Raw genomic sequence first — 20,348 nt, 5'->3', positions numbered from 1 at the left:
AAGTTACTGAGTTATATAAAAAAGTCTTGAAATTTCAGAGGCCAAAACGATATACTTTATACTGTTGCGGCCTCTTAGTTAAATGGATATAACAGTCCCCTCCTAAGGGATAGTTACAGGTTCGATTCCTGTAGGGGCCGCCAACTCTTCCCTTAAAAAACAATTACCTAATAATTTGTTTCGTTAATCCATATTCTTATGACTGGGTTCAAAATGAGCCCAAAGCGTACGACGAGTGGTACTCGTAGTTCTGTTGCTCCTAATCGTTCACTGTTTTCTAGAGTCACTTAACTCACGTCTTCGTGTGCGTCGTTTAACCTTTGTTTATTGATAACAACCTTTTGGCATTGTTGATTCTATATCTGGCGAGTATGTATCCAGCACATTTCTATAATGGGATTTCCATTAAAAGGGGAGTGTTATGAAAGAGCAATTTGTTATTAAAGGACTGAGTTATGAAGACGTTGCACATCTTTTCAATGCGCAAGCGGATGTGTTACAAGCACACAATGCGACGTGGTTGACCGCAGATGAGCAACAGGGTTATCCGTGCCGTTTGTCGCTAAAAGATGTAGAAGTGGGCGAGCGGGTTTTGTTACTTCACTACATTCACCACGATGTATCTGGGCCTTATCGTGCGTCTGGTCCTATTTTTATCGGTGAAAATAGTCAAGAAGCTAAACTTAAGGTGAATGAGATCCCTCAGGTACTGTACTCACGATCACTCTCACTCAGGGCTTATGATCAACAGGGCAATATGGTTTCAGCCCAAACAACGCTGGGGGAAGTTGTCGATAAATGTTTGCATGAGATGTTCAAGGTGCAAAGTGTAGAATACATTCAAATACATAATGCAAAGCCTGGCTGTTTTAGCTGTACTGCGTATCGAGCTTAACCATGTGCTGTTAATGCCCATGCGTAATTATTAAACAAGACTGTGCTGGCTGAAAATGGAGCAGTAAATTAAGTAAATTGGTATAAAAGGTGCCTATTGAGCACCTTCTTTATTATTCAAGCTCGAATGATTCATCAGACTTAACGAGTACTTGAACTATATCGTTGAGCTGTACATTGCTCAATGGGCGCGTATTTAAGTTAATGGCGGTTGCGCTTTGCATATTCACGTTGACAACCTTTAGTTGGTCGATAGTTTGTCGCGTTGAATTTATAATTTTGCCATTACCAGTGACGATGTCACTACGATGCATGATTGACAGTACTTTGCCTGGTTCTAGGCCATGTTTCTTGCCCAAATTAATCACAACTTGCTCATTATCGATGTACAAGATCTTGCCTTTGGTTGGTATACAAGCCACTGCTATATCTAGGTCTTGACTTACTTTATTAAAAATATCTTGGATCTGTTGTCCATAGTGCGATCGCCAAAATTGCTCACTATATACGTCAACAATTTTAGTCTTTTTGAATGGCCAAACCCCTTGAGTAACATAATGTTGCTGCCATACCTGCTCGAATGTCATTGAGTCGTATAGCGCAAAGTCAATTTTAAAGCTGCGAAGATACTCATCATCTTGCCAAAAGGCATAATCATTATTGAGTTTATCTAACCCCGCGACATCTGTTATTTGGCTTAGCAACACGTATTGGCTATTACTATTGGTTGAAATTGTTTCAATCAACATATGATCATAGTTAAATTGCTGAGAAAAGTACTCGCTGACGTTAAGCGGGGAATTCAAATAAGGAATTGGTTTGACTGCCGAAGTACGCTCATTCAGGGTATTAAACAAACGGCGAGATGCAGATTTAGCAATGTCAAAAATTTGACCCAACCTTGCTTGGTGGGGCTGTGTTAATTGGCTTTGCGTAATGGCAATTTGTTTATTAAATTGCTGGCCCGGACATTTTTTCTCGGTGGCATAAATATCTAAGTGCAAGGTAACACTATATTGTTCGTCACTTTGGTTTTCGCTGACTAGGTTAACTTGTTGGATTTCACCATGGGACTTGATCTTTATCTCATCTTGGCTCAAGACGCCGTCAGCCACCGTTTGAACGCTGCTTATAGTAGCGCCAGAGAAGATCAACGCTTGTGTGATAGCATCTTTAACAGCTGCTTGACGAGCATCAGCCATGTCGCGCCCTTGCGTACTTGCATAACCGATGACTTCATACCACTCAGCTTTAACATTACTGCTCATTGCTGCCAGCATAAGCAAAGCGACTGCTCTAATCATAATTAAAACCTTAAAGAATAACTGTAATGAACTTAGCAAGTCATATACCAACATTTTTGGCAAGAATTGTGCATTGGATAAATCATCAAATTTAAGAGGTAGAGAATGATGAATGCCACACGAACTTCTAACAGTATAGGCTTTGTCGCCATAACCATACTTTTATTTTTATTGGGTGGATGTAGTTCGATGTTTGATAAGAACATTGAATATGAATACATTGAACCAGATCACTACCCAGTCTTGAAGGCAATTGGTTACGCTCCACTAAGCGCTCAGCCGGGCGAAAGTGATACGCAAAAAATGCTGATGGCGGTGAAAGTATCAAAGCTAGAGGCATACAGAGAGTTAACAGAGCAAGTCTATGGACAAAATATCTCTGCAGGTATGACAGTTCAAGGGGCTGTCGCTAAGAATGATGGACTGAGGAGCCAAGTTACAGGTTTGATACGAGGAGCGAAGGTTGTGAAGAGCTATGCGTCGGGTGATGCATATGTGACTGAACTAGAACTTGATATGAAGCGTGTGCACGATTTATATATTACGCAGGTAAAACCGAGAAAGATAAAACGCGTAACTTACTACTGATTAGATGTGAGACTTGGTAACGCTCTGTTTAGACACAGAGCGTATTGCTATGCTTTAAGGTTTTTAACCAATTCGCTATTACCAGTCACAACGTTACCGTCTTGGCCATAAGTAATAGAAGAAGGGGCGCCTAAAAGAATACTTTTTAATTCTCTCGCGCTTAAATGAGCTTGATGTGCAGCCTGTGCGTTTACTTCATTTTTTCTTTTACATTCAATGAGCAGCTCTTCAATTTTATCGGTTTTCTCAATTGCTTCTTCAGCTTGGAAAAGTGCTTTGTCAAAGCCAGACAATTCTTTGTCTTGTTTTTGGATAGTGTTCAGTAAGGTGAGTTTGTCTCTCGCAAGCTCTTTTAAGTGGTCACCTTTTCGAGCAGCTAACGCATTAAGCTCACTGTCTAGCAACTGGGTCAAAGTTGCTAGGTTAGTGAGCTGTGTTTCTAGTTTATGAAGACAGAGGTTAAGCTGTTCATCCATACATATCAAACTCAAAAGCGGCGATATTCTTAGCGAGTTTTTCGGCATCAATTTGATACTTGCCTTCGCTAATGGCTTTTTTAAGTTCAGCAACCTTATTACTATCGAATGCTGGGGCGTCTTTAGCCTTTTCTTGCAAGTTTTTAAGTTGCTGTGCTTGAGGTGTTAAACTTACTGAATCAGTAGCGGCTTTTTGCGGCGCTTTAGTGGGCGCTGTATTAGCAGCATTCGCTTCATTTTTTTGCAACTCAGCCTTTTGCTGCTTAATATTATTAAGCACGCTGTTAGATTGCGTTTGACCTTTTACGTTATTTACCATGATCTGTGACCCAAAATTAAATTCTTGTTTAGAATATCGGCTGCTCTGACTATAACTTTAGCAAAAATTTTAAATATTGACCTCAACAGAATCAACATCTTTTACTCTTCCAGAGACTATTTTTCCAGACTTTTGATTTTTAACTTGAATTTGCTCACCAATGTTACCGTCTTCTAATGCAATACCGACGGTTTTAATCGTCAAAGTAGTCGTTCTTGCATAAATATTGATAATATCTCCTTTGCAAACCATGCAAATTTGATGCATGCCAATGGGCATTCCTTCACGTATGACACGCTTACTTCGACTACCAATTAGCAAAGATTTATCGTCAATATGAGTCGCCCGGACAAAGTATTTCGCTAGGAAGTCTAATTTGAGATGTTCCTCTGCTATTAGTTCTCCTTTGGCTATCATCGTGCTACTGACAATCACTGGAAACAGTTCTTCAATACGAACATGTACATATTGTGTCCAGCCAATTAAATCGTCACATTTAAGTTGTACGGTTACCTGCCGATTAAATGGGGGCGACGCATGTGTCATGATATCAATGGGCTTTTCACACTCGCGAGTGGGTAGCCTTGCATCCAGTGGTAGAGCTGAAATTTGTATTTTGCTTTCAGGGCTAGCTGGGACCATGTTTTCAATGTAGGTCCTGGCAGCTTCTTCTAGGTCTTGATTATTGAATTGTTGAGCATAAATTTCACAACTGAGCAGAATGTATACCATCGAGGTTAAAAACCCGATAGATTTGGTTTTTTTTAACAAACTCATGATGTTTCGACTATGCTTATCATGTGAAAAAAGGTATAAAGATTTTGCGTTAATTGTGGCACCTCTTCAAGAGTTATCGTTCCTTTATTAGCGTCTGCAAGTATCGTTCCGTTAAGCATTAATATAGTAGGAGAGTGAAATGGCAGGTATTTTAGACTCAGTAAACCAACGTACCCAGTTGGTTGGGCAAAACCGCCTAGAGTTATTGCTATTTAGGCTTAAAGGTCGACAACGCTTTGGCATTAACGTGTTTAAAGTTAGAGAAGTGCTCCAGTGTCCACCGCTAACGAGCATGCCTAAATCCAACGCCTTTGTTCGAGGTGTTGCACATATTCGTGGGCAAACTATTTCAGTTATTGACATGTCTCTGGCTGTAGGCGGACCTCCGATAGAAGATATCCATAATTGTTTTATTATTATTGCTGAATATAATCGTTCTGTTCAGGGTTTTTTGGTTGGTGCCGTTGAGCGGATTGTGAATATGAATTGGGAAAAGATCATGCCGCCACCTTCCGGTGCTGGTCGATATTCGTATTTAACTGCGGTCACAGAAATTGAAAATGAGCTTGTCGAAATTTTAGATGTTGAAAAAATCCTAAACGAGATTTGTCCGGTCAATACTGAAGTCAGTCAAGACATTATTTCTGACGGCGAAATGCAAAAAGACTTGGGCGAGCGCATTGTATTTATTGCCGATGACTCTGCAGTTGCACGTAACCAAGTAAAACGCGCGCTTGAACCATTAGGCGTCCAAACAGAACTTGCCAAAAATGGTCGTGAGGCATTGGTGCGTCTTAGAGAGATTGCACAGATGGATTGCCAAAACGACATCACTGAACGTGTCGGCTTATTAATCTCTGACGTTGAAATGCCTGAAATGGATGGTTATACGCTCACCGCTGAAATAAAAGCAGATCCTAAGTTGGCACCATTGCACGTTATCTTGCATACTTCGCTTAGCGGCGTATTTAATCATGCGATGATTGAAAAGGTAGGTGCTGATGACTTTATTGCGAAGTTTAACCCTGATGAATTGGCAGCTGCGGTTAAAAAATGGGTTCACTGTGATTAATGAATGGCGGTAGTACTTTGGAAAATAAGCATCTTCAGCAGGGCGAATACGATCAATTCAGAACGTTTCTAGAACAACAATGTGGCATCGTTCTAGGTGATAACAAGCTTTATCTTGTCAAGAGTCGCTTAGCGCCTCTGATGGCGAGATTTGGCGTTGATACACTTTCTGCATTAGTCGCAAAAACGCTCAGTCCACATGAGCGGCAATTACGTGCCGCAGTCGTCGATGCGATGACGACAAATGAAACTTTATGGTTTCGTGATACCTATCCTTTTGAGCTTTTGAAAACTAAAATATTTCCAGAATTTAGCGAGTTACGTAGACCAATCAAGATTTGGTCTGCGGCAAGTTCGTCGGGGCAAGAGCCTTATTCAATTGCGATGTCGGCAAGTGAATACCAGAGTAAAAGCCCTGGTGCATTGAAGATGGGTGTGCAGATCACGGGCACCGACATCTCCAATACCATGCTTGATATGTGTAAAAATGCGGAGTATGACGCACTGGCACTCGCTAGAGGACTGTCTGCGGAAAGGCGAAATAAGTTTTTTAAAGACAGCGGCAACGGCATGGCACAAGTTGTTGACCCTATCAAACGAATGGTAAATTTTAGACATTTAAACCTGTTAGATTCTTATGCACTAATGGGGAAGTTTGATGTTATTTTTTGTCGAAATGTATTGATATATTTTTCACCTCAAGTGAAAGCAAAAATCATTTCTCAATTTGCGCAAGCGCTCAATCCAAAGGGATATCTCTTTCTCGGCGCTTCAGAATCAATGGCTGGATTAAGCGACGCGTTTGATATGATACGCTGTAATCCAGGTATAATTTATCAGAAAAAACAATAACTTAAGGCGGTTTTTTCCGCCTTTTTACTTCTGGCCTAACTTTTGCAGTAACACTCCTGAGTCAAATTTTTGGAGTAGTGTTATGGCAATCAGTTTTGATAAGGCATTGGGAGTACACCCTCAAACGATGGTGATCCGTTCTCAACGAGCGGAGATCCTCGCCAGTAATATCGCCAACGCTGACACCCCAGGTTATAAAGCTAAAGACATTGATTTTGCCCAAGCATTTAAAGCGGCAAAGTCGGGTCAAGAGCGCGGCAATAATATGGTCCGTACAGATTCCAACCACATCGCTGGTGGCACTAAGTTAACTGGCGGTTTAGAACTATTTCGCAATCCAAATCAAACAGATACGGGTGATGGTAACTCGGTTGATGTACAGGTGGAACGAAACTTGTATGTACAAAACTCATTAGAGTATCAAGCCAGTTTGCAATTTCTGTCTGGTAAGTTTAAAAGCCTTAAAAAGGCGTTAGGTAGTCAAGGGTAATTATTATGAGTTTATATAACGTATTTGATATTGCAGGTACAGGTATGAGTGCTCAGAACATTCGCCTAAACACTACTGCCAGTAATATTTCGAACGCAAACAGTATTAGCTCTAGCCAGGATAAGGTTTATAGAGCAAGGCACCCGGTATTTGCAGCTGAGTTAACCAAGGCGTCTTCAATGCAAGACCCGACACAGCTAAATGCATCTGTGGGGGTGAAAGTGTTAGGGATTGTAGAGAGTGATAAACCACTTCAAGTTGAGTACAACCCTAATCACCCGAGTGCCGATAAAGATGGATACATCTATAAACCCAATGTGAACGTGGTTGAAGAAATGACCAATATGATTTCTGCATCTCGTTCGTATCAAACCAATGTACAAGTAGCTGACGCAGCTAAGCAAATGCTTAGTAAGACTCTACTACTTGGTCAGCGTTAACGGGAGTATAGCTGATGAGTAATGATATTAATGCGGCATCGTCCTCTTATATGGATTCCCTGCGTTGGAATAAGGAAAACAAACCACAAGAGAAGAACGATCAGTTAACGCAAGAAGACTTTTTCTCGTTGTTAACACAACAGCTTTCCTATCAAGATCCAAGTAAGCCGGCTGATAATGATCAGATGATAGCGCAAATGACCAACTTCACGATGGCAGAGGGGATTTCTAACTTAAATTCGAAGTTTGAAATGCTATCAGCATCGATGACGTCAAACTCAGCGCTGCAAGCTTCAACCTTGGTTGGCAAAAAAGCATTACTCGAATCAGATACTATTAATGTTGGCTCTGATCAATTGGCAAAAGGGTCGGTGATCGCCACTCAACCGGTTGAAGATCTTACTATCAGTATTTATGACGACAAGAATCAGTTGGTTCGTACCATGGAAATGGGCAGTCAAACCGCTGGCGCTTTACGGTTTGAGTGGGATGGTAAGAACAACGATAAAGTTCAAATGCCAGATGGTGAATACAAAATTAAGGCAGAAGGCAGACTAAATGGCACGTATACAAGCCTGCCTATGGCGACATTTAAAAATATAGATAGCGTAAATGTGAATGGTGCAAATGGTATCGTGATCAATACAAGTTCGGGTGCAGTGAAACTGACTGATGTCGCTGAAATCGCATAGTTATCTTAGTTACAGAATTAACCTTAGAGTACAAGAGGTGAGAGTATGAGTTTTAATATAGCATTAACGGGTTTGGCGGCAGCACAAAAAGACCTAGATGTAACGGCCAATAACATTGCAAACGTGAATACCACCGGCTTTAAGGAGTCGCGTGCTGAGTTTGCTGATGTTTATGCAGCGTCTGTTTTTAGTTCGGCTAAAACCAAAGCAGGTGATGGTGCGCAAACCACCATGGTTGCTCAGCAATTTCACCAAGGTTCATTAAAGTTTACGAATAACTCTTTAGACCTTGCCATTACTGGCGAAGGTTATTTTGCAATGAGTGAAGAGTTTGGTTCACAAGACTATACCTATACGCGTGCAGGGGCGTTTAAGCTGAACAAAGACAACTTTATTGTGGATGCGCAAGGTAATTTTCTACAAGGTTTTCCTGTTGACCCATCTACGGGGGATACAACATCTGTGAGCTTAAGTACCTCAACGGCTTTACAGATCCCAGATGCCTCGGGTTCGCCAAGAGCAACATCGACTATCTATAATTCGTTTAATGTGGACTCTAGAGAGCAGGTACCGACAATTGCGTTTTCTCCGACAGAATCCGCTTCATATAATTCATCCACATCCACAACAGTCTATGACTCTTTGGGTGAACCGCATGTTATGCAGCTATTTTTTAGAAAGACAGCGGCAAATACGTGGAATGTATACGGTACCTTGGATGGTAATTCATTTACCACTAATGGTGCACTAGATACTGGCTCACCGCTTACAGCCCTTACTACCTTTACCTTTGATGCGAGTGGCTTACCGGCCACGCCCGTTAGCGCAGGTAACACAACTTTTGATGCGCTTAACCTGACAGGTCCAGGCGCCGGAGGCCCTCCTTTCACGAGTGGCTTGACATCGCTTTTGACCAATGGTGCGGCGTTTCCCAACAATATCACTATGAACTGGCGTGATGAAGCAAACACGTCGAACAAGCTACCTACCCAATACGCTAGTCGTTTTGAAGTGAAAGCGCTAGAACAAGATGGTGCAACAGTGGGTCGTTTATCTAGTATTGATATTGGCGCTGATGGTAAAATTATTGCGGCATATAGTAATGGTGACTCGACTTATCTGGGCCAAGTTGCGATGGTACGCTTTTCAAACTCTCAGGGCTTGTCACCAGTTGGTAATACTGCGTGGAAGAAAAGCTTAACCTCGGGAGAGCCAATAGCAGGGGAACCTGCGTCGGGGACTTTAGGTAGTATTAGTTCTTCATCGCTTGAGCAGTCGAATGTAAATCTAACTAATGAACTGGTTGATTTGATCAGTGCTCAGCGTAACTTCCAAGCAAACTCTCGTGCACTGGAAGTGAACTCAACGCTGCAACAAGCAATTCTACAGATCCGATAATTATATTTCACGTTCTAAGGCCGCATCATGCGGCCTTTTTCATACCCTTTCATAGACTTAAAAACCGTCATTTATTTGTTGGCACTATTATTGCTTTTATTAGTTAGATGAATTTATTAGTAAGGTTAGTGTTATGGATAAAATGCTCTATGTTGCAATGTCTGGCGCAAAACAAAGTTTGCGTGGCGTTGCTATTAAAGCTAATAACTTAGCCAACTCAAATACCATAGGTTTTAAAGCCGACTTTGCGCAAGCACGTTCAATGCAGGCATTTGGTGAAGGCTTGCCGACTCGTGTGTTTGCGATGCAAGAGCGCCCTGGGACTAATTTGATCTCGGGGCCAATTGTTGAAACGGCAAGAGATTTAGATATTTCGGTTTCACAAGAGTCTTGGATCAGCGTGATGGACGAAAGTGGCAACGAAGCGTATACCAAAGTGGGTAATTTAAACATTCGTGCAGATGGCGCTTTGGTCACCAGCCATGGGCGTCAACTTATTGGCGAGGGCGGTCCTATCATATTACCTATTCCTGTCGATAAGGTGGTATTTAGTGATGATGGCTCTATTCAAGTTCGCCCTCAAGGCGCACCTGCTAACTTTATGGAAGTTGTGGACCGATTAAAAATTATTGATGCGGACAATAGCCAGCTTGAAAAAGGCAATGATGGCTTGTTTCGTCCAAAAGATGATGCATTAGTTAACGGCCAGTGTGGGTTTTGTGATATTTCCCCAACGGCACGTGTCATGAGCGGTACGTTAGAGCGCTCGAACGTTAACCCTGTGCACGAGATGGTGGATTTGATTAACCACCAGCGTCAATTTGAAATGCAAATGAAATTAATGAAGACCGCAGAAGAGATAGACGAACGTCATGTATCTTTGCTGCGTATCGTCTAACCGAGTGAGGTAATTGTTATGAACCCAGCATTGTGGATCAGTAAAACAGGCTTAGATGCGCAACAAACAGATATTGCGGTTATTTCTAACAACTTAGCTAACGCGAGTACTGTTGGATATAAAAAGAGTCGTGCAATTTTTGAAGATTTACTTTATCAAAATATTAACCAACCCGGTGGTCGGTCGTCGCAAGATACTGAGTTGCCATCAGGTTTGATGTTAGGCGCCGGCTCTAAGGTGGTCGCTAACCAGAAAAATTTTTCTCAAGGCAATATGCTCAGTACTGAAAATACTTTGGATTGGATGATCCAAGGCCCTGGTTTTTTTGAAATACAGATGCCAGATGGAACAACAGCTTATACACGAAATGGTCAGTTCACCACCGATGAAACCGGTCGAATTGTAACCTCAGGTGCAGGTTTTCCGCTACAGCCACAGATGAACGTTCCAGAGAATGCAAAATCCATTACTATTTCTCAAGATGGTGAAGTGTCGGTCACAGTATCAGGTGAAGCGGAAAATGCCGTTATCGGCCAGTTGGTGATCAGTGACTTTATCAACCCTGCGGGCTTAGAGCCAATGGGTCAAAACTTATACACGGAAACGGCAGTGAGTGGTGCACCGGTACAAGGTAACCCGAGCGTTGATGGTCTAGGGCTTATTGTGCAAGGCGCACTAGAGACATCAAATGTAAATGTAACTGAAGAGTTGGTCAATCTGATTGAAACTCAACGGGTTTACGAGATGAACTCAAAAGTCATTTCATCAGTGGATGAAATGCTTAGTTATATCAACCAGCAACTTTAAAATTTAGGGGGCAGTATGCGTGATTTGAGCTTAGCCATTTTAGTAACCACTTTACTTGCAGGATGTGTGTCAACGCAAAATAGTGATGTGGTGCGCGATGACCCATACTATGCGCCCATGTACCCTGAACAGGAAGCAGAACCCGTAGTGGCAACCGGATCTCTGTTTAGTGAATACCGAGCCAATGATTTGTATTCGGACAAAAAGGCCTTAAGAACCGGCGATATTATTACTGTTATTTTGCGTGAAACAACAGCCGCGTCAAAGGCCGCGAATAACCAAACAGATAAAGAGACTGACGCCTCGCTCAGCCCAATTACGGGGTTAGGTGGCTCTGCCATTAATATTGGTAAAGAAAGCATTCAATTTGGCTTAGAATCTGAGTCTTCGTTCAAAGGAGATAGCCAAGCGAATCAATCAAATAGCTTGTTTGGTAACATATCAGTGAACGTGATGCGTGTTTTACCCAATGGCAATTTGGTTATTCGTGGGGAAAAGTGGCTGACATTAAACACGGGTGAAGAGTTTATTCGTCTTGAAGGATTAGTGAGGGCATCGGATGTGAAAGCGGATAACACGGTCGAATCAAACCGTATCGCTAATGCACGTATCCAATACTCAGGCAAAGGCCAGCACCAAGAAACACAAAGTCCAGGTTGGTTAGCTAAATTCTTCTTAAGCACATTACTACCATTTTAAAGGGTTAAGACAATGAGATTGTTAATATTACTTGGCGTATTGGTAGGCAGTGTACTGTCAGCAAGTGCTAATGCAGAGCGCATTAAAGACGTTAGTATGGTCGAGGGCGTTCGCTCAAACCAGTTGGTAGGTTATGGTTTGGTGGTGGGTTTGCCGGGTACTGGGGAGCAGAGCCGTTTTACTGAGCAAAGTTTTAAGGCGATGTTGAGTAGCTTTGGTATTACCATGCCCGCGAGCTTGAAACCAAAAATTAAAAATGTCGCCGCTGTTGCGGTACATGCGGATTTACCACCTTTTGTAAAACCAGGTCAAAAAATTGATATTACGGTTTCTTCAATCGGGAGTGCGGGTAGTCTACGTGGCGGTACTTTACTACAAACCTTTATGAAAGGGGTTGATGGTAACGTATATGCAATAGCACAAGGTAGTTTGATTGTTGGCGGTTTAGGTGCTGAGGGCATGGATGGTAGCCGTGTTGTTATTAATACCCCGACAGTAGGTAGAGTACCCAATGGTGCTATTGTGGAGCGAGCGGTAAAAAGCCCATTTACACAAGGCGATCATATTACTTTTAACTTGAATAGCCCCGACTTTACAACGGCTAAGCGACTAGCTGATACCATTAATGAGTTGGTTGGTCCAAACAGCGCAAAACCAATGGATGCTGCATCGGTGCGTGTTATCGCGCCAAGAGATCCATCGCAGCGCGTAGCTTATCTTTCTACACTTGAGAACTTAGAATTTAAACCGGCAGACACCACCGCCAAAATTATTGTTAATTCACGAACAGGTACCATCGTCATTGGTAAAAATGTGAAGCTACAACCTGCGGCTATCACACATGGTGGTTTAACCGTGACCATTGCTGAACAACAAAATGTATCTCAGCCTCAACCTTTAGGTGAAGGAGAAACCACGGTAACGCAGCAAAGTATCATTGACGTGAATACGGATGACTCTCGTGCCTTTGTATTTGACCCCGGTGTTAGCCTAGATGATTTGGTTAGAGCGATTAACCAAGTGGGCGCGGCACCTGGCGATTTAATGGCGATTTTAGAAGCGTTAAAAGAAGCCGGTGCAATCAATGGTCAATTAGTCGTCATATAAAGAGTTATTTTTAATCAATAAGTTAGCCCCGATTAGTCGGGGCTTTTTTTTGGCTCAGTTTTTGCATTTATATCACTATGAATTTTTAACGTGTCGTTGAGCTGATGAATACCAATCCGTTAGACAAACAGAACTTTTTTGATTTAGGCGATCTGAACTCGTTACGTCAAGATGCCTTGAAAAGCGGCACCGATCAAAAAGCGTCTAATGAAGCTTTGAAAAAAGCGGCGCAGCAGTTTGAGTCGATCTTTACACAGATGCTGCTCAAAAGTATGCGTAAAGCCAATGAGGCTATGGAAGATAAAGATAGCCCGTTTAACTCTAGTAGTGTCAAGTTTTTTGAAGAAATGCACGATCAACAACTTTCGGTAGAGTTAGCGGGTAAGGGCAGCTTAGGGTTGGCAGATTTAATTGTGCAGCAATTATCGCCAAACTCAGATGGTTATACGCCTGCCTCAGTGATCCGCACTAATGCCAATTTAGCCAGTGATAAGATTGCGAACGGGCAAATGCCAGCTGATAAACAAGATAACTCGAGTGCTGTTCAAGCTAGCGTATCCGGAGATGATGAGCAGAAAAGCGTGTTTGATGATCCCGCATCATTTGTAGAATCTCTATGGGAACATGCGAAAGAAGCGGCTAACAAAATTGGTTTGAATCCAGCTGTTATGATCGCGCAAGCCGCATTAGAAACAGGTTGGGGCAAACATGTTATTTCCAAGCCTGATGGTTCAAGTAGTTTCAACTTATTCAATATTAAATCAGATAAAGCATGGCAAGGTGAAAGCGCCAAGAAGTTGACGTTGGAATTTGAGCAAGGTTTACCTGTGCAAAAACAAGCGAGTTTTAGAGCGTATGACTCAATCAAAGACAGTATCAACGATTATGTTGCGTTCTTACAAAGTAACCCACGCTATGAAGAGGCACTGCAAAAAGTGAAGCAGCCGAGTCAGTATTTAGACGCATTGCAGCAAGCTGGTTATGCAACTGATCCTAATTATGCCGATAAAATTAAGAACGTGTTACAGCGTGGCGAGTTTAAGCAGATGCTCACATCATTAATTCGTCGAGGAGTAAATTAAGATGTCTTTTGATCTTATGCAAATTGGTACGAGTGGTGTACGCGCCAGCTCGGAGCTACTGCAAACAACCAGTAGAAACATATCCAATTTAAACACCAAAGGTTATATACGTGAGCGTACGGAGCATGCGACGACCGTGGGTAACATGGTGGGCCGCTCTGAAACTGTAAGGCTAATCAACGACTTTGCTGCAAAGCAGTTGAATCGTGATATGTCGAACAAGACGTACTACGATCAGTTTGTCAATGACTCGTCGCGTATCGATACTTTGTTTGCTGAAGAATCGAATAGTCTTAGTACCAGTATCAATACGATGTTCAACAGCTTACAAGAAGCCATGAACCAACCAGCTTCAACGGTTTCTCGTTCATTATTTATGAATTCTGCTGAAGGCTTAGTTCAGCAAATGCATCGTTTATCGAATATCGTATTTGACCAAAAAAGTGTCGTAAACGAGCAGTTAGAACTGTACACGAAAGAGGCCAATACGCTTATTGAAAAAGTCAGTGAGCTTAATAATAAGGTTGCTTCCACATATACCAAAGATGATCACACAGTGGCTTTGTCTTTGCTGAATGAACGAGATCAAGCGATCCGCGACTTGTCAGAACTGGTCGATGTTGAAACCTTAGACGGGCCGAACGGCGAGAAGCTTGTATTTCTTGGTTCTGGCCAAGCGCTTGTAATGGAAAATGGTACATTCAATGCGTTTGCACTTGATGGTGATCCAGATCCTAATGTTAAAGATCTCAAGCTAGACGTTAATAGCGGAAGTGCGGTCGCGTTGGATGTGGACCTAGGCTCATTAAAAGGGAAAATAGGTGGGTTATTAGCATTTCGTGACGAAATTTTACAGCCAGCACAGAATAGGCTTGGCCAAATAGGTATTGCTATTGCAGATGCGGTTAATCAGCAAAATGCGCTAGGTATGGACTTAGACGGCAATTTTGGTGGTGATATTTTCAGCATTCCAACCGTACAAGGCTATGCGTTTCAAAGTAATACTGGTACTGGTGTCGTAAATGCGACAATAGAAGCTGGATTAGGTAGCTCGTTGCCAGCCACTGATTTTCAGGTGACATTTTTAACAGCGACAACGGTTGAAATTTCTGCAATCGACAGCGAAGGAAATGTAATAGGTACACCTTCAACAGCGAATGTCACCGCAGGTGCCATCAACTCAGGTACTATTATATCAGGTGAATCATTTGGTTTAGATATGACTGTGACGGGGACTCCGGCCACAGGTGACCAATTTACTGTAAAATTAAACTCTATTGCAGCAGGATCGCTAGAGCTTGCAACTGATAGGCCAGAGAGCTTAGCTCTTGCGTCACCAATAAAGACGCAACTGGGTTTAAATAATATTGGTAATGCATCTATCAGTGCAGGCGTAGTGACGGCGGGAACCAATTTCTCTGGAGGCGCAGGGACCGCAGTTGGCATGACCCAAGGCACTATGATAATAAGGAAAACGGCAGTTGCAGATCAATATCAAATCACAGATGTAAACGGCACAAATTTAGTGCTTATTCCACCACCAGGCAAAAATGCGCTTGCAACGGCTGGTGGTGGGTACAGTAGCTATGGCTTTGATTTTGATATTGAAGGCTTACCTGCTACAGGTGATGTCTTTGAGGTGGTTGTGAACACCGATGGTTTCGATGATAACCGCAATGGCCTAGCTTTGAGTCAATTACAAAATAGTGAGTTGGTCCGTCAGGGAGTTGTCGCCAGTGCCGACAATTTGAAAACCTTCAATGAGGCATATTCAGGTTTAGTCACTGAAGTGGGTGTCATAGCCAACCAAGCCAAGACAAATAGCACAGCTTTCGAAGCTTTGGCGGCGCAGTCAGAGGCTTGGTTTGAATCAATTTCTGGCGTAAATTTGGATGAAGAAGCGGCAAACTTGCTGCGTTTTCAGCAGTCATATTCGGCTTCAGCACAAATCATTTCAGCAGCACGTACTGTTTTTGATACGTTGTTAAGTGCAGCGAGGTAATTAGTTATGCGATTATCAAACAACCTGATGTTCAGGAATAATCTCAATAGCATCTTGAATAATCAAGAAGAGGTGAATAGATCACAGCAACAAGTTAATACACAAAAACGCGTATTAACTGCGTCTGATGATCCTGCAGCTATTGCAAGTGCGATGTTATACACCGATAAAATTCAATCTAATGAACAGTTTGCTAAGAGCAACTCAAGGCTCAGTAGTCGTTTGGAGACTGAAGAAAGCTATCTCGAGAGTATTAAGGATGCAATTACATCAGCGCAAACACTCGCGGTTCAAGCGGGTAATGGTGCTTTGTCTGATGCAGATAAAAGAGGTGCTTTAGCGGCTGAGCTGGAGTCATTGCAAGACGCCATTTTTGAAATGATGAATGCCAAGTCAGAAGATGGCGGTTATATTTTTGCAGGCTATAAAGATAGTCAACAAGCATATGTGCTTAACCCTGTGAGCGGTCGTTATGACTACGAAGGTGATCAAGGTCAGCACAATATTAAAATTGGTGAAGGTATTAGCATCAAGTCTAGTGACAATGGTTTCGATGTGTTTGAAAAAGCTGCACAGCGCTTGAATGTCAGCACTTCAACTCCTGCGGGGGCGACCGTTTACATTAATCAGCAAGGCGCATTTGATAGTTTTCATAAAGCAAACTACAACGCCGATCCTTCTGCGCCTGCGAACGCGAATCAGGTGCGTATCATCCCAACTTCTGCAACGACATACGATCTCGAGTTTGCTGGTACCGTCATTGATTCGGGGAATATTAGTGATGGCAAGGTTAACGTTAAAGGGATGGAAATTAAATTTACCGGCGCGCCTGCGACAATTACTTTTGATTTAAAGCAGCCGGGAAAGCAAAATGTGTTGAACACACTTGAAGATTTAATTGCCACGGTCAAAGACTCTACCTTAAATGCAGAGGAGTATAAGCAGAAGCTAGCCGACGCGAGTGTGGGTTTAGATAACGCAAAAAACTTGGTGTCGCAAACTCAGTCAGTTTTAGGTGGGCGGTTAAACACCACCAGAAGAATTGATACGGCGAATGCAGACTTGGATATCAATAATAAATTATCCAAAGCCAACTTAGTTGAACTAGATATGGCTGAAGCCATCACCGAGTTGACTAAACACGAAACAGCACTTCAAGCTTCACAGGCTACTTTTGGTCGCTTATCAAACTTATCTTTACTGGATTACATCCGATAATTTATTGCTGCCATAGTTTTGGCAGCATATCTCTCTATTGCTTACTTTTCTCAATGGTGGGAATAAATAATTCTCACTTTTCATGCACATATACTATTGTAACTAGACATTTAGAGTTGATTTTTATTATTTCTCATTTTATTTAGATGTAAACTTTAAACTATTTAAAATCATGTGGTTATGTTTTTTTTGAAAAAAGTTCTAAAGGATTTTTTTTGTCTTCCGATAACTTAAGTAACCAAGCTGGAGATTAAAAATAAAGTCGAAGGCTTAAAGTTTTAAGTTTGAGAGTAAACCAAAAGTTTACATTGGGAGAACTATCATGGCACTTTATGTAAATACTAACGTAAGTTCATTGAACGCACAAAGACAATTAAATGGCTCAGGTAACGCACTTGACGTATCGTTCAAACGTTTATCTTCAGGTTTTCGCATCAACAGCGCAGCTGACGATGCAGCCGGCCTTCAAATCGCAGACCGCTTAACTTCGCAAATTAACGGTCTAAATCAAGGTAACCGTAACGCAAACGACGGTATCTCTCTTGCACAAACTGCTGAAGGTGCAATGGACGAAGTAACATCAATGTTCCAACGTATTCGTACGCTGTCTCAACAAGCAGCGAACGGTTCAAACACTGATGAAGACCGTCTAGCAATTCAAGAAGAGATCCAATCTCTTGCAAAAGAAGTAAACCGAGTAGCAGCTGATACCACATTTGGTGGGCAAAACTTGCTTGATGGCTCATATTCAGCGAACTTCCAAGTTGGTGCCGACGCTATCCAAACAATCGGTTTCAGCATGCAAAATGTGGGTGGTACTGCCAACTCACTGGTTGCTAACGGTGGTTTTACTCTATCAGGTATCGCTGGTGTTGCCAGTGGTGTAACAGGGGCTTCGCTGAGTGCGGTAGCAGGTACGATTAGTTCAACTGTAGGTGCTAGCGCAAGTAACACAAGTTTTGCGACAGTATTTAAAGCGACGAGTATCTCAGTATCATCACAAGCAAATGCTCAAGCGGTACTTGCAGGTATGGATCAGTTGATTGCGGTAGTTGACAAAAAACGTGCAGAATTAGGTGCGGTACAAAATAGATTCCAATCTACAATCCGTAACCAGTCAAATATCTCTGAAAACCTATCGGCAGCGAAATCACGTATCAAAGATACTGACTTTGCTCAAGAAACAGCAAACTTAACTAAGATGCAAATCTTACAACAAGCTAGCCAAACAATCTTGAGCCAAGCTAACCAACGTCCTCAGGCGGCACTAAGTCTACTAGGATAAGTTAGGAACAAATAGAATGGGTGTCCGTGCTTGATGGGGTATTAACACGGACACCGAGTTTGGACAAAAAAGCGGAGTACTTTAAATCCAAGTTTGTTCATCAATTCAATGAACAAGTATTTATAAGCATAAGCTATGCCAATGTTTATGCTAATTTATTGACACTCACTCTCAAACTTCAAAAAAGGGCCTTAGGGCCCTTTTTTATTTTCAAACTTTTAAGCTAGTTGAACTCACTAATTTGACTATCGCTCTTCATCTTCTTTTCGCCACATAAAAGGATACACATACGGTTTTGCCATCGGCTGTTCCAGACGCCACAGTAATAAGGCTGTGCAATAAGCATGTGTAAAACACCACTTCCCCTATTAGGATGATAGAAAAAGTGGGTCTCAAAAATATTGGAACACATGGTTTATATCGATCGTTTATACATTCATTCACAACTATTGGAGGTTTACCTAAATCACCGTTGTCTATAAAGCAGGCTTAGATAAAACAGCATGTCATTCGCAAGGGATCTGGTTTCTCTGAATACGTGACGAATCTGGTTATTGCGGCAACAGTCGGCGGCAATAGCTAAATAAGCACGCCTTTGTAGTTGTCAAAATTCCGTGGGTAAAAATACTTATTGGGTACAATCAGGCTTGAGATGCAACTGGATATATTCATGTTTTTTATAGAGAAGAGTAATAAGTTATTTTTTCAAGGTTATGATATTTAATTGTTTTTTAGCTTTATTACACTTGGTGAAAAGTGATTGAAAAAATTGTGATGAATGAGTTGGAACATTTTGGCCCAACACTTGCTTTCTCTGAGTACAAATGAATCAAGAGTACAAGGTGGCAATTATTTGCCCCATCTTACACAACAAGATGTAAGAGAATGAAGTGACGCTTTGTACTCACATGATAAATATGAGCTTTAAACAGCTCTAGTTTGATAAGAGAGAAAGAGTTATGGCTTTATTTGTAAATACTAACGTCAGTGCGTTAAATGCACAAAGACAATTAACTAGCTCAGGATTAGAACTAGATACTTCATTTAAGCGTTTATCATCTGGGTTGCGTATTAACAGTGCAGCTGACGATGCCGCAGGTTTACAAATCTCAGACCGTTTGATGTCGCAAATTAACGGTTTGAATCAAGGTAACCGAAATGCAAATGATGGTATATCTTTGGCGCAAACAGCAGAAGGCGCGATGGATGAAATTACCAATATGTTCCAACGTATTCGTACGTTGTCGCAACAAGCAGCAAATGGTTCAAATACCGATGAAGACCGCTTAGCACTTCAGCAAGAAATTCGCCAACTGGCATTGGAAGTGAATCGTGTGGCAAGCGATACCACCTTTGGTGGACAAAACCTACTCAATGGTAGCTATGCGGCAAACTTCCAAGTAGGCTCTGACGCAATTCAAACAATCGGCTTTAGTATGCAAAATGTGGGTGGTACTGCAAACTCACTGATTGCTAACGGTGGTTTCACTCTTTCAGGCGTAGCAGGGGTGGCGAGCGGTGTAACGGGCGCGGCATTGAGTGCTGTGGCTGGTACAATCAGTACCGTAATAGGCACTTCAGCATCTGCCAATAATTTTGCGGGTGTTTATACTGCTTCAGGTATTTCAGTATCATCTCAAGCAAATGCGCAGGCAGTAATGGCTGGTATGGACGCGTTGATCGCTGTTGTTGATAAAAAGCGTGCAGAATTGGGTGCGGTTCAAAACCGATTTCAGTCAACCATTCGTAACCAAGCGAATATTTCTGAGAACTTAGAAGCAGCGAAATCGCGAATTAAAGACGCAGATTTTGCACTTGAGACAGCGAAATTAACCAAAAACCAAATTTTACAACAAGCAAGTCAAACCATATTAGGTCAAGCAAATCAAAGACCTCAGGCTGCATTGAGCTTGCTACAAGGGTAAAATTTAAAAAATAATAAAAAAATT

At 42.0% G+C, this 20,348-nt stretch carries 20 protein-coding genes, 1 tRNA gene and 2 pseudogenes; 19 read left to right on the top strand and 4 right to left on the bottom strand.

What is annotated here, in order from left to right:
- Nucleotides 1-68: 68 nt before the first annotated feature.
- A tRNA-Arg gene (locus AC5FX4_RS14615) sits at nt 69-143 on the top strand.
- Nucleotides 144-421: 278 nt separating this feature from the next.
- Nucleotides 422-895 (top strand): DUF1203 domain-containing protein, encoded by a 474-nt coding sequence (locus tag AC5FX4_RS14610; RefSeq protein ID WP_493607087.1) that lies wholly within the window; start codon nt 422-424, stop codon nt 893-895.
- Between the two features lie 112 nt (nt 896-1,007).
- Here the strand turns inward: AC5FX4_RS14610 and AC5FX4_RS14605 are convergent, their stop codons facing one another.
- Entirely contained in the window at nt 1,008-2,198 is a 1,191-nt protein-coding gene (locus AC5FX4_RS14605) for a flagellar assembly protein T N-terminal domain-containing protein (RefSeq protein ID WP_493607086.1), read from the bottom strand.
- A gap of 189 nt (nt 2,199-2,387) precedes the next feature.
- Here AC5FX4_RS14605 and AC5FX4_RS14600 point away from each other — a divergent pair, with 189 nt between their 5' ends.
- The gene (locus tag AC5FX4_RS14600) at nt 2,388-2,786 is read left to right on the top strand and encodes an LPP20 family lipoprotein (protein WP_493607085.1); all 399 of its coding nucleotides are present in this window, start codon (nt 2,388-2,390) and stop codon (nt 2,784-2,786) included.
- Nucleotides 2,787-2,833: 47 nt separating this feature from the next.
- Here the strand turns inward: AC5FX4_RS14600 and flgN are convergent, their stop codons facing one another.
- From flgN to flgA, 3 genes are all read right to left on the bottom strand, one after another.
- Nucleotides 2,834-3,262, bottom strand: a complete 429-nt coding sequence (gene flgN, locus AC5FX4_RS14595) for a flagellar export chaperone FlgN (protein ID WP_493607084.1) — start codon at nt 3,260-3,262, stop codon at nt 2,834-2,836.
- Complete coding sequence (gene flgM / locus AC5FX4_RS14590; protein WP_493607083.1) at nt 3,255-3,581, bottom strand: flagellar biosynthesis anti-sigma factor FlgM; 327 nt, start codon at nt 3,579-3,581, stop codon at nt 3,255-3,257. Before flgM ends, flgN begins: the two co-directional genes overlap by 8 nt.
- 69 nt (nt 3,582-3,650) lie before the next feature.
- On the bottom strand, nt 3,651-4,313 hold the full coding sequence (flgA, locus tag AC5FX4_RS14585; protein WP_493607082.1) for a flagellar basal body P-ring formation chaperone FlgA: 663 nt from the start codon (nt 4,311-4,313) through the stop codon (nt 3,651-3,653).
- 184 nt (nt 4,314-4,497) lie between these two features.
- Between flgA and AC5FX4_RS14580 the strand changes: the two genes are divergently transcribed.
- The 16 genes and pseudogenes from AC5FX4_RS14580 to AC5FX4_RS14505 form a co-directional block, all read left to right on the top strand.
- Complete coding sequence (locus tag AC5FX4_RS14580; protein ID WP_493607081.1) at nt 4,498-5,430, top strand: chemotaxis protein CheV; 933 nt, start codon at nt 4,498-4,500, stop codon at nt 5,428-5,430.
- 17 nt (nt 5,431-5,447) lie between these two features.
- A complete protein-coding gene (locus AC5FX4_RS14575; RefSeq protein WP_493607832.1) occupies nt 5,448-6,281 on the top strand; it encodes a CheR family methyltransferase in 834 nt (277 codons plus the stop codon).
- Nucleotides 6,282-6,363: 82 nt separating this feature from the next.
- Nucleotides 6,364-6,771 (top strand): flagellar basal body rod protein FlgB, encoded by a 408-nt coding sequence (gene flgB, locus AC5FX4_RS14570; protein WP_493607080.1) that lies wholly within the window; start codon nt 6,364-6,366, stop codon nt 6,769-6,771.
- A 5-nt stretch (nt 6,772-6,776) separates the two neighbouring features.
- Entirely contained in the window at nt 6,777-7,211 is a 435-nt protein-coding gene (flgC, locus tag AC5FX4_RS14565; protein ID WP_476287659.1) for a flagellar basal body rod protein FlgC, read from the top strand.
- 14 nt (nt 7,212-7,225) lie between these two features.
- Entirely contained in the window at nt 7,226-7,903 is a 678-nt protein-coding gene (locus AC5FX4_RS14560) for a flagellar hook assembly protein FlgD (RefSeq protein WP_493607079.1), read from the top strand.
- Nucleotides 7,904-7,948: 45 nt separating this feature from the next.
- Nucleotides 7,949-9,301, top strand: coding sequence for a flagellar hook protein FlgE (gene flgE, locus AC5FX4_RS14555; protein WP_493607078.1), 1,353 nt, complete (start codon nt 7,949-7,951; stop codon nt 9,299-9,301).
- Nucleotides 9,302-9,434: 133 nt separating this feature from the next.
- On the top strand, nt 9,435-10,199 hold the full coding sequence (locus tag AC5FX4_RS14550) for a flagellar basal body rod protein FlgF (RefSeq protein ID WP_493607077.1): 765 nt from the start codon (nt 9,435-9,437) through the stop codon (nt 10,197-10,199).
- Nucleotides 10,200-10,217: 18 nt separating this feature from the next.
- Nucleotides 10,218-11,006, top strand: a complete 789-nt coding sequence (gene flgG / locus AC5FX4_RS14545) for a flagellar basal-body rod protein FlgG (protein WP_493607076.1) — start codon at nt 10,218-10,220, stop codon at nt 11,004-11,006.
- Nucleotides 11,007-11,021: 15 nt separating this feature from the next.
- Nucleotides 11,022-11,705: a flagellar basal body L-ring protein FlgH gene (gene flgH, locus AC5FX4_RS14540; protein ID WP_493607075.1), complete on the top strand. Its 684-nt coding sequence runs from the start codon at nt 11,022-11,024 to the stop codon at nt 11,703-11,705.
- 12 nt (nt 11,706-11,717) lie between these two features.
- The gene (locus AC5FX4_RS14535; protein ID WP_493607074.1) at nt 11,718-12,812 is read left to right on the top strand and encodes a flagellar basal body P-ring protein FlgI; all 1,095 of its coding nucleotides are present in this window, start codon (nt 11,718-11,720) and stop codon (nt 12,810-12,812) included.
- Between the two features lie 104 nt (nt 12,813-12,916).
- Nucleotides 12,917-13,894 carry a flagellar assembly peptidoglycan hydrolase FlgJ gene (gene flgJ, locus AC5FX4_RS14530; protein ID WP_493607073.1) on the top strand — a complete coding sequence of 326 codons (978 nt, stop codon included), beginning with the start codon at nt 12,917-12,919 and terminating at the stop codon, nt 13,892-13,894.
- Between the two features lies 1 nt (nt 13,895).
- The gene (gene flgK, locus AC5FX4_RS14525; RefSeq protein WP_493607072.1) at nt 13,896-15,896 is read left to right on the top strand and encodes a flagellar hook-associated protein FlgK; all 2,001 of its coding nucleotides are present in this window, start codon (nt 13,896-13,898) and stop codon (nt 15,894-15,896) included.
- A gap of 6 nt (nt 15,897-15,902) precedes the next feature.
- Complete coding sequence (flgL, locus tag AC5FX4_RS14520) at nt 15,903-17,114, top strand: flagellar hook-associated protein FlgL (RefSeq protein WP_493607071.1); 1,212 nt, start codon at nt 15,903-15,905, stop codon at nt 17,112-17,114.
- A 322-nt stretch (nt 17,115-17,436) separates the two neighbouring features.
- On the top strand, nt 17,437-18,399 hold the full coding sequence (locus AC5FX4_RS14515) for a flagellin N-terminal helical domain-containing protein (protein ID WP_493607070.1): 963 nt from the start codon (nt 17,437-17,439) through the stop codon (nt 18,397-18,399).
- Nucleotides 18,400-19,358: 959 nt separating this feature from the next.
- Nucleotides 19,359-19,938: pseudogene (locus tag AC5FX4_RS14510) on the top strand (flagellin N-terminal helical domain-containing protein); the annotation flags it as partial.
- 107 nt (nt 19,939-20,045) lie between these two features.
- Nucleotides 20,046-20,324: pseudogene (locus AC5FX4_RS14505) on the top strand (flagellin); the annotation flags it as partial.
- Nucleotides 20,325-20,348: the final 24 nt, after the last annotated feature.

Source organism: Pseudoalteromonas sp. ATL1 (assembly GCF_058933015.1).
The sequence above is the reverse complement of the archived record's forward strand: the minus strand, read 5'-3'. Positions and strand labels throughout refer to the sequence as shown.

Bases quoted from the DNA above. Each gene is read 5' to 3' on its own strand.
- flgH (WP_493607075.1), top strand. From the start codon at position 11,022: ATGCGTGATTTGAGCTTAGCCATTTTAGTAACCACTTTACTTGCAGGA.
- AC5FX4_RS14550 (WP_493607077.1), top strand. From the start codon at position 9,435: ATGGATAAAATGCTCTATGTTGCAATGTCTGGCGCAAAACAAAGTTTG.
- flgN (WP_493607084.1), bottom strand. From the start codon at position 3,262: ATGGATGAACAGCTTAACCTCTGTCTTCATAAACTAGAAACACAGCTC.
- AC5FX4_RS14600 (WP_493607085.1), top strand. From the start codon at position 2,388: ATGTTTGATAAGAACATTGAATATGAATACATTGAACCAGATCACTAC.
- flgC (WP_476287659.1), top strand. From the start codon at position 6,777: ATGAGTTTATATAACGTATTTGATATTGCAGGTACAGGTATGAGTGCT.
- AC5FX4_RS14535 (WP_493607074.1), top strand. From the start codon at position 11,718: ATGAGATTGTTAATATTACTTGGCGTATTGGTAGGCAGTGTACTGTCA.
- flgG (WP_493607076.1), top strand. From the start codon at position 10,218: ATGAACCCAGCATTGTGGATCAGTAAAACAGGCTTAGATGCGCAACAA.
- flgK (WP_493607072.1), top strand. From the start codon at position 13,896: ATGTCTTTTGATCTTATGCAAATTGGTACGAGTGGTGTACGCGCCAGC.
- AC5FX4_RS14560 (WP_493607079.1), top strand. From the start codon at position 7,226: ATGAGTAATGATATTAATGCGGCATCGTCCTCTTATATGGATTCCCTG.
- AC5FX4_RS14605 (WP_493607086.1), bottom strand. From the start codon at position 2,198: ATGATTAGAGCAGTCGCTTTGCTTATGCTGGCAGCAATGAGCAGTAAT.
- flgM (WP_493607083.1), bottom strand. From the start codon at position 3,581: ATGGTAAATAACGTAAAAGGTCAAACGCAATCTAACAGCGTGCTTAAT.
- flgA (WP_493607082.1), bottom strand. From the start codon at position 4,313: ATGGTATACATTCTGCTCAGTTGTGAAATTTATGCTCAACAATTCAAT.
- AC5FX4_RS14610 (WP_493607087.1), top strand. From the start codon at position 422: ATGAAAGAGCAATTTGTTATTAAAGGACTGAGTTATGAAGACGTTGCA.
- flgL (WP_493607071.1), top strand. From the start codon at position 15,903: ATGCGATTATCAAACAACCTGATGTTCAGGAATAATCTCAATAGCATC.
- flgE (WP_493607078.1), top strand. From the start codon at position 7,949: ATGAGTTTTAATATAGCATTAACGGGTTTGGCGGCAGCACAAAAAGAC.
- flgJ (WP_493607073.1), top strand. From the start codon at position 12,917: ATGAATACCAATCCGTTAGACAAACAGAACTTTTTTGATTTAGGCGAT.
- AC5FX4_RS14515 (WP_493607070.1), top strand. From the start codon at position 17,437: ATGGCACTTTATGTAAATACTAACGTAAGTTCATTGAACGCACAAAGA.
- flgB (WP_493607080.1), top strand. From the start codon at position 6,364: ATGGCAATCAGTTTTGATAAGGCATTGGGAGTACACCCTCAAACGATG.
- AC5FX4_RS14580 (WP_493607081.1), top strand. From the start codon at position 4,498: ATGGCAGGTATTTTAGACTCAGTAAACCAACGTACCCAGTTGGTTGGG.